Source organism: Fulvivirga ligni, assembly GCF_021389935.1.
In the GTDB taxonomy this organism is placed as follows: Bacteria; Bacteroidota; Bacteroidia; order Cytophagales; family Cyclobacteriaceae; genus Fulvivirga; species Fulvivirga ligni.
The window spans coordinates 2,385,031-2,399,460 of the sequence record NZ_CP089979.1; the positions used below are offsets into that span (position 1 = coordinate 2,385,031).

The 14,430-nt window shown below is 38.5% G+C and carries 14 protein-coding genes and 1 tRNA gene; 12 read left to right on the plus strand and 3 right to left on the minus strand.

Annotated elements, in window-relative coordinates; all coding sequences use genetic code 11:
* Nucleotides 1-3 precede the first annotated feature (3 nt).
* From LVD16_RS10615 to LVD16_RS10660, 10 genes are all read left to right on the plus strand, one after another.
* Nucleotides 4-627, plus strand: a complete 624-nt coding sequence (locus LVD16_RS10615; protein WP_233773921.1) for a polysaccharide deacetylase family protein — start codon at nucleotides 4-6, stop codon at nucleotides 625-627.
* Nucleotides 624-1,706, plus strand: a complete 1,083-nt coding sequence (locus LVD16_RS10620; RefSeq protein WP_233773922.1) for a glycosyltransferase — start codon at nucleotides 624-626, stop codon at nucleotides 1,704-1,706. The genes LVD16_RS10615 and LVD16_RS10620 overlap by 4 nt, the downstream gene beginning before the upstream one ends.
* 48 nt (nucleotides 1,707-1,754) lie before the next feature.
* Nucleotides 1,755-2,525 carry a TatD family hydrolase gene (locus LVD16_RS10625; protein ID WP_233773923.1) on the plus strand — a complete coding sequence of 257 codons (771 nt, stop codon included), beginning with the start codon at nucleotides 1,755-1,757 and terminating at the stop codon, nucleotides 2,523-2,525.
* Nucleotides 2,522-3,592 (plus strand): asparaginase, encoded by a 1,071-nt coding sequence (locus LVD16_RS10630; protein ID WP_233773924.1) that lies wholly within the window; start codon nucleotides 2,522-2,524, stop codon nucleotides 3,590-3,592. The genes LVD16_RS10625 and LVD16_RS10630 overlap by 4 nt, the downstream gene beginning before the upstream one ends.
* Nucleotides 3,593-3,682: 90 nt before the next feature.
* Nucleotides 3,683-3,770 (plus strand) — tRNA-Ser (locus LVD16_RS10635).
* A gap of 89 nt (nucleotides 3,771-3,859) precedes the next feature.
* Nucleotides 3,860-4,699, plus strand: coding sequence for a MotA/TolQ/ExbB proton channel family protein (locus tag LVD16_RS10640; RefSeq protein ID WP_233773925.1), 840 nt, complete (start codon nucleotides 3,860-3,862; stop codon nucleotides 4,697-4,699).
* Between the two features lie 40 nt (nucleotides 4,700-4,739).
* A complete protein-coding gene (locus tag LVD16_RS10645; protein ID WP_233773926.1) occupies nucleotides 4,740-5,066 on the plus strand; it encodes a hypothetical protein in 327 nt (108 codons plus the stop codon).
* Nucleotides 5,066-5,647: an ExbD/TolR family protein gene (locus LVD16_RS10650; protein WP_233773927.1), complete on the plus strand. Its 582-nt coding sequence runs from the start codon at nucleotides 5,066-5,068 to the stop codon at nucleotides 5,645-5,647. Before LVD16_RS10645 ends, LVD16_RS10650 begins: the two co-directional genes overlap by 1 nt.
* A gap of 6 nt (nucleotides 5,648-5,653) precedes the next feature.
* On the plus strand, nucleotides 5,654-6,115 hold the full coding sequence (locus LVD16_RS10655; RefSeq protein WP_233773928.1) for an ExbD/TolR family protein: 462 nt from the start codon (nucleotides 5,654-5,656) through the stop codon (nucleotides 6,113-6,115).
* A 73-nt stretch (nucleotides 6,116-6,188) separates the two neighbouring features.
* Complete coding sequence (locus LVD16_RS10660) at nucleotides 6,189-7,505, plus strand: MFS transporter (RefSeq protein ID WP_233773929.1); 1,317 nt, start codon at nucleotides 6,189-6,191, stop codon at nucleotides 7,503-7,505.
* Here LVD16_RS10660 and LVD16_RS10665 read toward each other — a convergent pair.
* Nucleotides 7,502-9,292: an SLC13 family permease gene (locus LVD16_RS10665; RefSeq protein ID WP_233773930.1), complete on the minus strand. Its 1,791-nt coding sequence runs from the start codon at nucleotides 9,290-9,292 to the stop codon at nucleotides 7,502-7,504. The two genes, LVD16_RS10660 and LVD16_RS10665, sit on opposite strands and share 4 nt — an antisense overlap.
* Before the next feature lie 85 nt (nucleotides 9,293-9,377).
* On the opposite strand from LVD16_RS10665, the gene LVD16_RS10670 reads away from it, so the two are divergent.
* Nucleotides 9,378-9,821 (plus strand): type I restriction enzyme HsdR N-terminal domain-containing protein, encoded by a 444-nt coding sequence (locus LVD16_RS10670; RefSeq protein WP_233773931.1) that lies wholly within the window; start codon nucleotides 9,378-9,380, stop codon nucleotides 9,819-9,821.
* A 41-nt stretch (nucleotides 9,822-9,862) separates the two neighbouring features.
* Here the strand turns inward: LVD16_RS10670 and ald are convergent, their stop codons facing one another.
* Nucleotides 9,863-10,978, minus strand: a complete 1,116-nt coding sequence (ald, locus tag LVD16_RS10675) for an alanine dehydrogenase (RefSeq protein WP_233773932.1) — start codon at nucleotides 10,976-10,978, stop codon at nucleotides 9,863-9,865.
* 303 nt (nucleotides 10,979-11,281) lie between these two features.
* Between ald and LVD16_RS10680 the strand changes: the two genes are divergently transcribed.
* Nucleotides 11,282-13,687: an alpha-ketoacid dehydrogenase subunit alpha/beta gene (locus LVD16_RS10680; RefSeq protein ID WP_233773933.1), complete on the plus strand. Its 2,406-nt coding sequence runs from the start codon at nucleotides 11,282-11,284 to the stop codon at nucleotides 13,685-13,687.
* Here the strand turns inward: LVD16_RS10680 and LVD16_RS10685 are convergent.
* Nucleotides 13,684-14,427: a hypothetical protein gene (locus LVD16_RS10685; RefSeq protein ID WP_233773934.1), complete on the minus strand. Its 744-nt coding sequence runs from the start codon at nucleotides 14,425-14,427 to the stop codon at nucleotides 13,684-13,686. The genes LVD16_RS10680 and LVD16_RS10685 overlap by 4 nt on opposite strands.
* Nucleotides 14,428-14,430: the final 3 nt, after the last annotated feature.

Below are 14,430 nucleotides of genomic sequence, written 5' to 3' on the forward strand. Positions count from 1 at the left end.
TTTATGTTTTTGCACAAAACGCCTTTGGTTCTAAAGTGGATTTATCCGCAGCTTACCTGGTCTAAACCCACCAAAGAAAAAGTGCTCTACCTTACCTTTGATGATGGCCCTATTCCTGATCTAACTGAATTTATCATTGCTACTCTAAATTCATTTAATGCTAAAGGTACCTTCTTTTGCGTGGGCGATAACATTAGAAAACATAAGGAAATAGCTGAAAGAGCAATTGAAGCAGGGCATAGTTTGGGAAACCACACCTATAATCATATGTGTGGCTGGAAAACTGAACTCGACACTTATATTAATAATGTTAATTCTTGCCAGCAGGAGCTAGAAGATTTAGGCGTGAAAAATACTTTGATGAGACCTCCATATGGTCAGATAAGTAGAAAGCAGATTTCAGAATTAAAAGACAGATTTGATATTACTATGTGGGATGTTCTGAGCGGTGACTTTAGCTCTAAAATTACTCCAGAGGTCTGTCTAAATAAGAGCATCAAAGCTACTCGAAATGGTTCTATCGTGCTCTTTCATGATAATATAAAGGCAGAGAAGAATATGAAATACGCTTTGCCTCGCTACCTGGAGCATTTTTCTAAACTTGGATATGCCTTTAAAACACTATGATGATTGTAGAATCTCTTCTTGTAGGTGCTATCTCAATTGTACTACTGATAGACTTCTTGCTCATTATTTTATGGAAACCTAAGTCTCCTGAAGCCACAAAAGAAACCCCGCCATTGGTTTCTGTATTAATTGCTGCCAGAAATGAAGAACAGACAATTCAAAGATGTCTGGATGCCACCCTCCAACTGAATTATCCTTCAGACAAGCTAGAGATACTCGTCGGAAACGATGGTTCTACAGATGCCACTTACACTTTAGCCCGTGCCTATGCTAAAAAGTATCCGCACATTAAAGTGTTGAATATTACGGAAACTAAAGGATTAGCCAGGGGCAAGGCTAATGTGCTGGCTCATTTAGCCTCAATAGCACAAGGTGATTATTATTTCATTACAGATGCTGATACTGCCGTGCCGTCTACTTGGATTCATGCCATGCTGGAGGGTTTTAGCTCTAATACGGCTATAGTTACGGGTGTCACGGGTATCCAACATTCATATTTGCAGAATACAGACTGGCTATTTGCTTTAGGAATGGTGAAAGTGATCACTGACTTAAATCAGCCCGTTACCAGCATGGGTAATAATATGGCCATTATTAAAGAGGCGTATTTAAGCGTTGGTGGCTATGAAAATATTCCATTTAGCATCACAGAAGATTTTGAACTTTTCAAGCAGGTGAGAAAAAAGGGGTATCATGTAGAGCAGTTATTTAATACAGGCGTTTTGGCATATTCCTTACCAGCCTCTAGTGTTCATCAAATATTAAATCAGCGTAAAAGGTGGATGAAAGGAGCTGTTCAGCTGCCCTTTAGTATCGTAGCTCTGCTTTTTTTTCAGGCACTTTATTTTCCAGGCATTGTAACGCTGGCTATTTTTCAGTGGAAAGCAGCACTCTTGCTCATGTTCCTGAAAATTATTTTACAATCCATCTTTATTTTAAGAGTAAAGGCCACTTTAAGAATGAAGACAAATCCTTTGAAATTGGCTTTCTACGAGGTTTATTCCTTCCTTTTATCAGTTTCTTCATCAATTTTCTTTTTGTTGCCTGTAAAGACAGTTTGGAAAGGGCGGAAATATTAACTTTGGAAGCTGTGACTTTTTAAAACGTTTTAAATTATAGAATTGAATATGCCTGAATTTGCTGACAGCCATGCACACATTTATGCAGAGAAGTTTAAAAATGATCTGCCAGATGTTTTAGAGCAGTCTTTTGAAAATGGTGTAAACAAAATTTATATGCCAAACATAGATCATACTTCTATAGATGATATGCTTGAGATAGAAAACAAATATCCTGAAAACTGTTTCGCCATGATGGGGCTTCATCCCTGTTCGGTAAATAAGGATTTTGAGAAGGAGCTATATATCGTGGAAGAGTGGTTAGCAAAAAGAAAATTCTGTGCTATAGGTGAAATGGGGACAGACCTTTATTGGGACAAAACCTATTGGGAGCAGCAGAAAGAGGCGTTTAAGATACAGGTGGAATGGGCAAAGAAATACGAGCTCCCCATAGTAATACATTGTAGAGAATCTATAGATGAGACTATAGAAATGGTAGAAGAGTTAAAGGATGATCGTTTAACCGGCGTGTTTCACTGTTTTACAGGCTCTGCAGAACAAGCTAAAAGAATCACAGAATTAGACTTTTATTTAGGAATCGGGGGAGTAAGCACTTTCAAAAATGGAGGAATGGATACAGTAATTCCTGATCTGGATTTGAGTACTTTGCTATTGGAAACAGATAGTCCTTATTTGGCACCAACACCACATAGAGGAAAAAGGAACGAGCCGTCATTCATACCTTTAATTGCTGAGCGGGTGGCTTCTTTAAAATTATGTGAGGTAGATGAGGTGGCAGAGGTGACTACAGGAAACGCTAAAAAGCTATTTGGGGTATGAGAGACTATTCAAAGATAAATATTATCACATCTGTACCCAAAGAGCCTGAGGCCTCGATACTCATTATATATACAGGCGGTACTCTAGGTATGGTTCATGATAAAAATGGAGCGCTGATACCTTTTGATTTTAGCTCTATCCTGGATCATGTGCCGTCTTTAAGACAATTGGAGCTTAATCTTACGGTGATTTCATTTGAAAAACCTACTGATTCGTCTAACATCAATCCTGATGATTGGAACATGATAGGGCAGATGATACATGACCATTATCATGAGTTTGATGGTTTTGTGGTGCTACACGGTACAGATACCATGGCCTTTACAGCTTCAGCGATGAGTTTTATGCTTGAGAATCTGGATAAACCAGTAATATTTACCGGTGCCCAGTTGCCTATTTCATCATTGAGATCAGATGCACGTGAAAACCTGATTACTGCGATAGAAATAGCTTCTTCAAGAATAAATAATAAACCTATTGTTTCAGAAGTGTGCATCTATTTTGATTATGTATTGCTTAGAGCCAATAGGAGTAAAAAGGTAGAAAGCCTTCATTTTGATGCTTTTCAATCTGAAAATTACCCTGTGTTAGCAGAGTCTGGGGTAGTTATCAATTACCATCATGCCGTGATTAAGAGCTTTCAGTCTGAGAAAGATTTGATTTTGCACAATAAATTCGATCGCAATGTAGTTATACTCAAATTGTATCCTGGTATTACTGAGGATGTTGTGCGAGTGATAACACAGATTCCAAATTTAAGAGGAATTGTGATGGAAACGTTTGGCTCCGGCAATGCCCCAACCTCTCCTTGGTTTATCGAATTGTTAAGAAAAGCGATAGAGAAAGGGGTGACGATTTTAAACGTTTCCCAGTGCCCTGGAGGACGGGTAGTGCAAGGAAGATATGACACCAGCCAACAATTACAGAGGATTGGTGTTATTGAAGGGGCCGATTTAACGCTGGAATCGGCAATAAGTAAGTTGATGCTCATATTAGGAGAGGAGCAGGATATAGAGATTATCAGAAAAAGATTAATGGAGCCAATAAGCGGTGAATTGACGCTATAATAAACATTATTAAATTTATTTTATGCTTGCATAAAGCGTTTTTTATTGATTTATTTGTGCTTCTTGCGGAGCGAAAGGCTGTGCGAAACTAGAGAGGTGACCGAGTGGTTGAAGGTGCTCGCCTGGAAAGTGAGTGTGCCCCAAAAGGGTACCGGGGGTTCGAATCCCTTCCTCTCTGCTAACATTTAATTTTATCTAACTTTAAACTATAAATTGTAATCGTTAAACAATCTCTGCAAAACTGAGAAATATTTTAAAACTTGAATTATGAAAAAACTATTTACATTATTGGCGCTCGTAGGGGTTCTTACCCTTGGATATCAGGCTAAGGCTCAAGATGAGTCTATGGATACAGATACTTCGTCAACAACCGTAGATTCTACCGTAGCTGAAGAACCAGAACCAGTGGTAGAAGAGCCAACAGTTGTTACCGAAACTGCAGTGGAAGACGAGGCCACAGAAGATTTGTCTTTTCATCAAACAATAAAAGAAAAATTCATTGAAGGTGGTGTTGAGTGGATGACGCCAGTATTAATTTGTTTGATCTTAGGTCTTGCTATTGCTATAGAGAGAATTATCACTCTTAATATGGCTACTACCAATACCGATAAATTATTAGCTAACGTTGAAGATGCTTTAGCTAACGGTGGTATCGAAGCTGCTAAGGAAGTTACTAGAAACACTAGAGGTCCTGTAGCATCTATCTTTACTCAAGGTTTAATGAGAATGTCAGAAGGTATCGAAATGGTTGAGAAGTCAATCATCGCTTACGGTTCTGTTGAAATGGGTAGACTAGAAAGAGGTTTAGTTTGGATATCTCTTTTCATCGCTCTTGCTCCAATGCTTGGTTTCACCGGTACTGTAATTGGTATGATCGGAGCATTTGATGCTATCGAGGCAGCTGGAGATATCTCTCCTCAAATTGTTGCTAACGGTATCAAAGTAGCACTTTTAACAACAGTAGCTGGTCTATTTGTAGGTATCATCCTTCAAATATTCTATAACTACTTAGTATCTAAAATTGATTCTTTAGTTAACCAAATGGAAGATGCTTCTATCAGCTTGGTTGACTTACTAGTGAAGCATAAGCTTACAGGAAGAGCTTAATTGTTGAAATCAATTTTAGTACTTAATATAATTAAATGATATGGATACTTTTATAAATATTGCCTTATGGGTTGCAATGGGTATGGTAGTAATAGCTGCTTTGGCTTCTATCTTCCTTCCGTTGATCAACTCTTTAAGCAACCCTAAATCATTGCTAAAAAGTGCTATAGGTGTTGTTGCATTACTAGTGTTGTTCTTAATCGCATGGGCAATATCTGGTAATGAAGTTACAAACACATATGTTAATTTTGGTCTAGATGCTACCGGTTCTAAATTAGTTGGTGGCTGCCTTATTCTTATGTGGATATTGCTAGTTATTGCACTTATTGGTGTAATAGTTTCTGAAATTAATAAAGCAATTAAGTAATGGCTAAAAGACAAAGAGAAGAGCCTCAAATTAACTCAAGCTCGATGGCTGACATCGCTTTCTTACTGTTGATCTTCTTCTTGGTTACCACTACTATAGCTAATGACAGAGGTCTTAGTCTTCAACTTCCTCCAAATCCTGAAGATATTGTGGATGTTGATGTTAAGATTCCAGAAAGAAATCTTTTTAAGATTCTGGTAAACTCCTCTGATAATCTATTGGTAGAAGGTGAGCCTCTAGAAGATGTGTCAGCTATTAGAGAGATGATTAAGGAATTCGTGCTTAATGAAGGTAAAGATCCTACAAGCTCTGATAGTCCTAAAGAAGCAATTGTTTCTTTTAAGACCGATAGAGGTACTAGTCAGGAGATGTTCATTAAGGTGTTAGATGAGATTCAGGGTGCATATTACGATATGTACGCTGATAGAATTGGTGTAACCAATGAGAGATGGAGAGAGATTGCTAATGATCTTTCTGATCCTGAGAATAAGAGATTGTATGATCAAGGTAGAGGTTTGAAAGATGGTGCTTTGGAATTCCCAATGAACATCTCAATAGCTGATCCTTCAAAAACTAACTAAGGAGATATGTCTAAATTTAAGAAAAAAGCAAATACGAAACAGGAAATACCTACTTCTGCTTTACCAGATATTATCTTCATGCTCTTGTTCTTCTTCATGGTAACAACCGTAATGAGAGAAGTAACAATAAATGTAAAACAAAGAATACCTGAAGCTACTCAGCTGAGAAAGCTACAACGTAAATCTCTTGTAAGTTACATTTATATCGGAGAGCCTAAGAAGGCATCTGAGTTTGGTAGCGAACCTAAAATTCAAATTAATGATGCTTTTGCTGACCCTAAGGATATCATCCAGTGGGTGAATGAGCAAAAGGATGAATTAGCTGAGAATGAAAGAGATCAGCTTACCATCGCCATGAAAGTGGATGAGGAAGCTAAGAGAGGTTTGGTTTCAGACGTAGAAATAGAATTGCGTAAGGCAAATGCTAGAAAACTGCTTTACACTACTCTACAAAGTTCAGAAGATTAATTAGATTTCTAAATCTTTGAGAATATAAGGGCTATTTGCTTTACGCAATAGCCCTTTTTTTTATTATAACCCGATGGAGCTTAACAATAAGAAAATTATCAACGGCTGGTGTATGTATGACTGGGCTAACTCAGTATATTCATTAGTAATCACCTCAGCTATATTTCCAGTTTATTATGACGCCGTTACCACCACAGACGGACCCCAGGGGGACATGGTGGAGTTTTTTGGATTACATCTAAAAAACTCTGTGCTGTATGCCTGGTCGCTGTCATTTTCGTTTCTATTTGTTGCCTTCATTTTACCCTTACTTTCTGGTATAGCAGATTATGCCGGCAAGAAGAAGCTGTTCATGAAAATATTCATGTACCTCGGCGCATCGGCCTGTTTGGGGTTGTACTTTTTTACAGGCAAGGTGAACATAGAATTGGCCATTATTTGTTCTGTATTGGCCAGTGTGGGATACTCTTCTAGCTTGGTATTTTATGATGCCTTTTTGCCTGAAATAGCTTCTGCCGATAGGATGGATAAGGTAAGTGCGAAAGGATATTCTTTGGGGTATATAGGAAGTGTTATTTTGTTGATTGTAAATATATTGATGATCAATCAATATGAGGTCTTTGGATTTGAAAGTGATACAGGAGCAGTGCGGTTTTCTTTCTTAACCGTAGGCTTATGGTGGATAGGGTTTTCACAATTCACTTTCTTGAGATTACCTGATAATGTATTTAAAAGGAAATCTGATAAAGGATGGCTTACAGGAGGCTACAAGGAGCTGAAGAAGGTTTGGAATAGCCTTGGAGAGCAAAGGGTGCTGAAAAGGTTTTTATGGGCCTATCTTTTCTATAATATGGGGGTGCAAACCGTGATGTATCTGGCAGCTACGTTTGGTTCTAAAGAATTGAAGCTCGAAGGAAAACAATTGATAGGCATTGTATTAATTATTCAACTAGTGGCCATAGCTGGTGCCTATCTATTTGCCTATATATCTAAGGTACGAGGAAATAAACTTTCGCTGATGGTTATGATTGGCATCTGGATAGTCGTCTGTCTTGGCGCTTATTTTGTTACTAATGTTGAGCAGTTCTTTGCGTTGGCTTTTGTAGTAGGCTTGGTAATGGGAGGTATACAATCACTTTCAAGGTCCACTTACGCTAAACTTATCCCTGAGAACAGCATTGATCATACTTCGTACTTCAGCTTTTATGATGTTACCTTCAATGTTTCTATTGTAATCGGTACACTGGCGTATGGTGCAATAGAGCAGATAACAGGAAGCATGAGAAATAGCACCTTAGCACTGATGCTCTTTTTTATTATAGGGATGATCTTTTTACTATCGGTAAAGATGCCTCACCTTAAAAATGACGCTACCAAAGCTGACAGTTAAAAGAAAACTTCTTTGAATAGAAATACGATAATAGTGGTTGATAATCCTAGATAGATCAGAGTCACTGGTAATCCTATCTTTAAGAAATCCTTAAAATTATATCCACCTGGTCCATAGATGATCAGGTTAGTCTGATAGCCTACAGGTGTTAAGAAGGCAGCGGAGGCAGCAAAAGCAAGCCCGAGGTAGAACGGAGCTGCATCTAGCCCTAGTGAGCTTGTAATGGCCAGTGTAAGAGGAAATGCTATTGATACTGCTCCCACGTTAGTAATGAAGGAGGTCAAAATGGTGGTGATCAGCATAATACCGCACAGAATAGCAATGGGGCCATAGGGTTGTAATAGGCCGAGAACATATTTGGCTACAAACTCACCTGTTCCCGTACCAATGATAACTTCACCTAATGCAAGAGATAGTACAAGTATTGACACCAGATTGACGTCCAAATCCCTTTTAATGTTCTTCATAGTAATGAGCCTCATCGAGATCATTAAAGTGAAGATGATTAGTAGAGATACAAACAGTGAGAAGACTTGTGTAACGGCTAATAAGGCTACTACAGCCAAAATGACCATGAGTTTGTAAGAGTTCTTCTTATTGGGTTCTATTTCTTTGTTTTCCCCTGTAATGACATATAAGTCTTTATACATGTCGACTCGGTCATTAAAGTTGTTTCCAACATATAGAAGAAGTACATCACCAGCTTTAATTGACATTCGACCGATCTTTCCGCTTAGTTTTTCACCATTTCTGTGAACGGCTACCACGGCTGCGTCATATCTTTCACGGAAGTTAGAGCTCTTAATAGTCTTTCCTATAAGGCTGCTATTGGCACTTACTACACTTTCAACCACCTGGACCTTTCCGTTGGTGTTAGGGGACAGTTTCTCAGGTAATTCTACACCTATATCCGTTAAGGTAAGATCCACGATGTTATCCGTATTTCCTGCAAAGATCAAAACATCGTTAGCAATGATTTTTTCCTTTGGAGTAACAGGAGAAATGATCTGATTGTCTCTCACTATTTCTACAAGATAAACGCCATTAAGGTTTCTAAGGCCACCTTCGGCCACAGTTTTACCAATTAATGGACTATTGTCGCTTAGTCGTTTTTCAATTAGATATTGCCTTTTATTGGCTTGGAATTTTTCAATAAAATCAGTGTGATCTGGTAATAAATATTTACCAAAGAAGCCAATAAATAATACACAAACAAGGGCCACAGAAGAGCCGGTGATGAACAGTGACCAGGTGTCTAATCCTGTAATATTTCTTTCTGTTAAAAAACCATTTAAAACCAGCGTGGTAGATGTACCAATGATCGTAATCATACCCCCGATAATGGTTGAGTAGGATAGTGGTATAAGCAGTTTTGACGGTGATATTTTATTCTTTTTTCCCCAATTGAATACATAAGGTGTAAGTAAGACAACTACGGGAGTGTTATTTACAAATGATGATAGTATCGCTACCTTACTCATCATGCTAAATAGGAATCCTCTGTAGGTCTTTGCCCGTCCAAATACTTTGTTTAAGAATATCTCAATATTGAAGTTACTTCTGATGCCGGCCGTAATTAAAATTAGAAGTACTACACTTGCGATGGACTGATTAGAAAAACCTTCCAATACCTTTGCCGGCGTAAGTGTTCCAAACATTACAAAAATGATAATAGCAAACAGGAAGCTTACCGCTGGTTTCACTACTTCCAGATAAATGGCTATGAAAAGTATTAAAATAATGCCGAGTACAAAGTAAGGCTGGAAATCTGCAGGGATTATGTTCATGGGTTTAGCATAAAGTTAAATCAATTTTTTAGGTAAACATCTGGTTTTGGTTCGTTGAGAATTTTGATTTAACTAATTTTGAACGATGGTTACTTTAAATCTCCCCAAATTTGATTGTAATATCAGAAAAAACGAGGGGAAAGTTGAAATTTTTGACGTCATAAGGAAAAAATATATTGTGTTAACACCCGAAGAATGGGTGAGGCAGCATATTATTCATTTTTTACTTAATGAAAGAGGATATCCCCGGTCTTTGTTTAGGGTGGAATCCGGTCTTAAATATAATAAGAGGCAAAAGCGCTCTGATGTGCTGGTCTATAATAGAGAGGCGAGGCCATTTCTTATTGTAGAGTGTAAGGCGCACGATGTTAAAATAACTCAAGCTGGGTTTGATCAGGTGGCGGTATATAGTAAGCAGTTAGATGTTGACTTTTTGGTAGTGACTAACGGAATTAATCACTTCTGCTGTAAACTCAATAGAGAATCATCTCAGATGGAGTTTATAGATGATATACCATTCTATGAATAAAAAAAAGCCGCTAACAGCGGCTTTTTTTGGGTTGTTATTATTTAGTTAAGAAATTTCTCAACATCTGTATATTCAAGGTTGAAGGCTTCGCCCACAGCTTTGTAAACGATCTCTCCTTTAATTACGTTAAGTCCTAGCTTTAATTCCTGATTATCAGCACAAGCTTTCTTCCATCCTTTGTTTGCTAGTTGTAATGCATATGGTAATGTTGCATTAGTAAGCGCTAGGGTAGAAGTGTAAGGAACAGCGCCAGGCATGTTAGCTACACAGTAATGAAGTACATCATCAATTACATAAGTAGGGTCTTCATGCGTAGTAGGCTTACAAGTCTCAATACATCCACCCTGATCTACTGCTACGTCTACAAGTACCGTTCCTGGTCTCATATCTTTTAGCATGTCTTTAGTGATCAAGTGGGGAGCCTTAGCACCAGGTATAAGTACAGCACCTACAATAAGGTCATGAGTACCAATAAGTTCTCTGATGTTATATTCGTTAGACATGAATGTGTTAACGTTAGCAGGCATTACATCATCTAAGTATCTTAATCTTGGTAAGTTAAGATCCATGATAGTAACGTCAGCTCCCATGCCAGCAGCCATTTTAGCAGCGTTAGTACCTACTACACCACCTCCTAAAATTAATACTTTAGCAGGTCTTACTCCTGGTACACCACCAAGAAGAATACCTCTTCCTTTAAGTGGTTTCTCTAGGAATTTAGCACCTTCCTGAATCGCCATTCTTCCGGCTACCTCAGACATAGGTATAAGTAGTGGTAAGCTTCTGTCAGCTTTTTCTACTGTTTCGTAAGCCAAACATACCGCTTTGCTTTCAATCATGGCCTTAGTTAAAGGCTCATATGAAGCGAAATGGAAATAGGTGAACACTAGCTGATCTTCTTTAATGAGCTTGTATTCAGCTTCTATTGGTTCCTTTACCTTCATGATCATCTCAGCGATGTCATATACTTCTTCAATAGTAGGTAAAGTGGAGGCACCTGCTGCAATGTATTCAGCATCTATGAAACCACTTCCTTCTCCAGCGGTTGCCTGAACGTACACTGTGTGACCTGCCTTTACTAATTCCTGAGCTCCTGCAGGAGTTAGCGCTACACGATTTTCGTTGTTCTTAATCTCTTTTGGTACACCTATTATCATTTCATAAACAGTTTAATAAGGGCTACAAATATAGGAAGTACATAGGCATTAAATGTTGGTTTTGTATATATAAAATCAAGTAATTAAAGAAATAAAAATTAAATTTTAATTAATTTTATTAAGGCAAAATAATATTCTGCTTTTCCTGTCTAAACTTTATTTTTCATCCACTTATGGGGCTTCTCATCTTTGTAAATGGAAGATCATTTTGATTTCGGTAATTTGAAACGATCTCTTTTTTGGTTATTTTTGTTATGATTTAGAAAAAAAGTGTACATGGACTAAACTTTAAAAATAAGCGATTTGAGCACTACTGATATTATTAAGAAAAGCACGAAGAAGAAGACTGAGGTTATTGCAGATTACAGGTTGGCTTGTCAAAGTAGAGAAGCTAGCTTATTAGGCAGAAAAGAGGTTTTCATGGGGAAAGCTAAGTTCGGCATTTTTGGGGATGGTAAAGAGGTGGCTCAGATAGCCATGGCGAAAGTTTTCCAGGATGGTGATTTTAGATCTGGTTATTACAGAGATCAAACGTTCATGCTGGCCATTGGCGAGCTTACTTTGGAGCAGTATTTTGCACAATTATATGCCCATACCGATGTGGAGGCAGATCCTGCTTCAGCTGGTCGTTTAATGAACGGGCACTTCGCCACCAGAATGCTGGATGAGAATGGCGAATTAAAGGAGCTTAGTAAGCATAAAAACAGTAGCGCTGATATTTCACCTACTGCAGCTCAAATGCCAAGATTAGTTGGTTTGGCTTACGCATCTAAATTGTTTAGACAAAACAAAGGTCTTCATAAATATAAAAATCTATCTATTAAGGGTAACGAGGTGGCTTTCGGAACCATAGGAAATGCTTCTACATCCGAAGGTATTTTTTATGAGTCCATAAACGCTGCTGGTGTACTACAAGTGCCAATGTTGGTGGCTGTGTGGGATGATGATTATGGAATATCAGTACCTCAGGAATATCACACTACTAAAGGAAGTATTTCAGAAGCCTTAAAAGGATTTCAAAGAGAAAATGGTAGTAATGGATATGAGATATTCACTGCTAAAGGTTGGGATTACACAGGCCTGATAGATACATTCATTAAAGCATCTAAAGTCTCCAGAGATGAGCATGTACCTACCTTGGTTCATGTTAAAGAAGTAACGCAACCACAAGGGCACTCTACTTCAGGTTCGCATGAGAGATACAAGTCTAAGGAGAGATTAGAGTGGGAAAAGGATCATGACTGTATTAAGAAAATGCGGGAGTGGATACTTGAAAATGATTTAGCCACCTCTGCGGAACTAGATGAAGTAGAAAAAGAGGCGAAACAATTTGCTAAAAACGCGAAGAACTCAGCTTGGAAAGCATTCAACGAGTCTTTAAAAGCTGACGAAAAAGAGGCGTTAGAGCTTTTAACAGAAGCAATTCACGAAAGTGCTCATAAAGAGGCGCTTCAAAATATTAGAAACGGTCTTAAAAATGCACTTAATCCTATTAGAATGGACAGTGTAAGAGCTGTGAAGAAAGCTCTCCGTTGCATTAGAAAAGAAAACATCTCTACCAAGGCAAAATTACAAGACTGGGTAAAAAGAGTAGCTGCTGATAATTTTGAGAATTTCAGTTCTAACCTTCATAGTCAGTCGGCACAGGCAGCCATGAATGTGCAGGTGGTAGATCCAGTATATAATGATGATAGCCAGCTGGTTGATGGAAGGGAAGTATTGCAGGCTTGTTTTGACAATGCTTTAGCAAGAGATCCAAGAGTACTTGCTTTTGGCGAAGATGTAGGTAGAATCGGAGATGTGAACCAGGCTTTTGCTGGCTTGCAGGAGAAGTACGGCGAATTAAGAGTTACAGATACTGGGATTAGAGAGGCTACGATTATAGGGCAGGGTATTGGTGCAGCGCTTAGAGGTTTAAGGCCAATCGCTGAAATTCAGTATCTTGACTATTTGATCTACGCTATCCAGATCATGTCTGATGACTTGGCTACATTGCAATACAGAACCAGAGGTGGTCAAAAAGCACCATTAATTGTAAGAACAAGAGGGCATAGATTAGAAGGTGTTTGGCACGCAGGGTCTCCTATGGGTATGATTCTTCATAGTTTGAGGGGGATGTACGTGTTGGTGCCTAGAAATATGACCCAGGCAGCTGGTTTTTATAACACACTACTTCAGTCTGACGATACGGCACTAATTATCGAGTGTCTGAACGGATATCGATTAAAAGAAAGAATACCAGAAAATATTGGTGAATTTACGGTGCCTTTAGGTCAGCCAGAAGTGCTAAGAGAAGGTAGTGATGTAACGATCGTTACCTACGGTTCTATGTGTAAGATAGTGATGGAGGCCGCTGATCAACTTAAAGAATACGATATTTCTTGCGAAGTGATTGACGTGCAGACCCTATTGCCATTTGATATTAATCACACCATAGTAGAATCTTTGAAGAAGACAAATCGAGTTATTTTTGCAGATGAAGACGTGCCAGGTGGAGCTACGGCATTTATGATGCAAAAGGTGCTTGAAGAGCAAAATGGATACGCTTACTTAGATAGCAAGCCAGTTACACTTGCTGCGAAAGAGCACAGGCCTGCTTATGCTTCTGATGGTGATTACTTCTCTAAACCAAATACAGAAGATGTATTTGATGTGGCTTACACCATCATGTCAGAGGTAAATCCTGAAAGATATCCTGAGATATATTAATTGACACGAATGTCCTGAAGAGTAAATTCAGGACTTTCTACTACATTGCTAGGATTGCCTTCTCGGTCATAAATAAATACTCGAAGCCTTAGTGTTTCGCTCTGGAATTTATCATTGAATGCAATCTCGGCAATGGCGTACCTGATAGAGCCCTCAAGCGGACTTGGTTTGCTGAGGTCATCAGAAAGAATAGGAAACCTGCCACTGAAGGTGGTGCTGCATTCTAACTCCGTTCTTTCATTATAGTCACGGAATTCTCCATTTTCCTTAATTTGTAGTTGGATGATGAAGTTGTTGTATCTCTGATTGAACTCATAGTAGACAGTGTCGTTTACTTGAACTTCTACACCGTCAATTCTCCTTAACGTTGGATTGATGTCGTAATTAAGACATATAAAATCTCCGCTATAAGGAGGTAAGCCTAAATCATCTGCATCAGAAAAAGTTGCTAATTCATCAGGTAGTACGTCAAATTGCGGGTCAAACCTTTGACCTGATTTATTGAAATATATCTTATTGCTGAAGGGGTAGTTACTTTCTTCAGGGCCTAAACCTACATCGCCGTCGCCATCTTCAAAGTCAACACTCACAATTAGAGAGTCTGCATCAGGAAAATTTCCAAGTTTAAACTGAACGTAGTTAAAGTCTATATGCGGTTGATCAGGGTAGTTTGGAGCATCAAAACATGAGCTGGCTGTAAGGCCAATAGTAATTATAAGAAGTAAAGTGTTTATCTTCATGGC

Bases quoted from the DNA above. Each gene is read 5' to 3' on its own strand.
- LVD16_RS10615 (WP_233773921.1), top strand. From the start codon at position 4: ATGTTTTTGCACAAAACGCCTTTGGTTCTAAAGTGGATTTATCCGCAG.
- LVD16_RS10620 (WP_233773922.1), top strand. From the start codon at position 624: ATGATGATTGTAGAATCTCTTCTTGTAGGTGCTATCTCAATTGTACTA.
- LVD16_RS10625 (WP_233773923.1), top strand. From the start codon at position 1,755: ATGCCTGAATTTGCTGACAGCCATGCACACATTTATGCAGAGAAGTTT.
- LVD16_RS10630 (WP_233773924.1), top strand. From the start codon at position 2,522: ATGAGAGACTATTCAAAGATAAATATTATCACATCTGTACCCAAAGAG.
- LVD16_RS10640 (WP_233773925.1), top strand. From the start codon at position 3,860: ATGAAAAAACTATTTACATTATTGGCGCTCGTAGGGGTTCTTACCCTT.
- LVD16_RS10645 (WP_233773926.1), top strand. From the start codon at position 4,740: ATGGATACTTTTATAAATATTGCCTTATGGGTTGCAATGGGTATGGTA.
- LVD16_RS10650 (WP_233773927.1), top strand. From the start codon at position 5,066: ATGGCTAAAAGACAAAGAGAAGAGCCTCAAATTAACTCAAGCTCGATG.
- LVD16_RS10655 (WP_233773928.1), top strand. From the start codon at position 5,654: ATGTCTAAATTTAAGAAAAAAGCAAATACGAAACAGGAAATACCTACT.
- LVD16_RS10660 (WP_233773929.1), top strand. From the start codon at position 6,189: ATGGAGCTTAACAATAAGAAAATTATCAACGGCTGGTGTATGTATGAC.
- LVD16_RS10665 (WP_233773930.1), bottom strand. From the start codon at position 9,292: ATGAACATAATCCCTGCAGATTTCCAGCCTTACTTTGTACTCGGCATT.
- LVD16_RS10670 (WP_233773931.1), top strand. From the start codon at position 9,378: ATGGTTACTTTAAATCTCCCCAAATTTGATTGTAATATCAGAAAAAAC.
- ald (WP_233773932.1), bottom strand. From the start codon at position 10,978: ATGATAATAGGTGTACCAAAAGAGATTAAGAACAACGAAAATCGTGTA.
- LVD16_RS10685 (WP_233773934.1), bottom strand. From the start codon at position 14,427: ATGAAGATAAACACTTTACTTCTTATAATTACTATTGGCCTTACAGCC.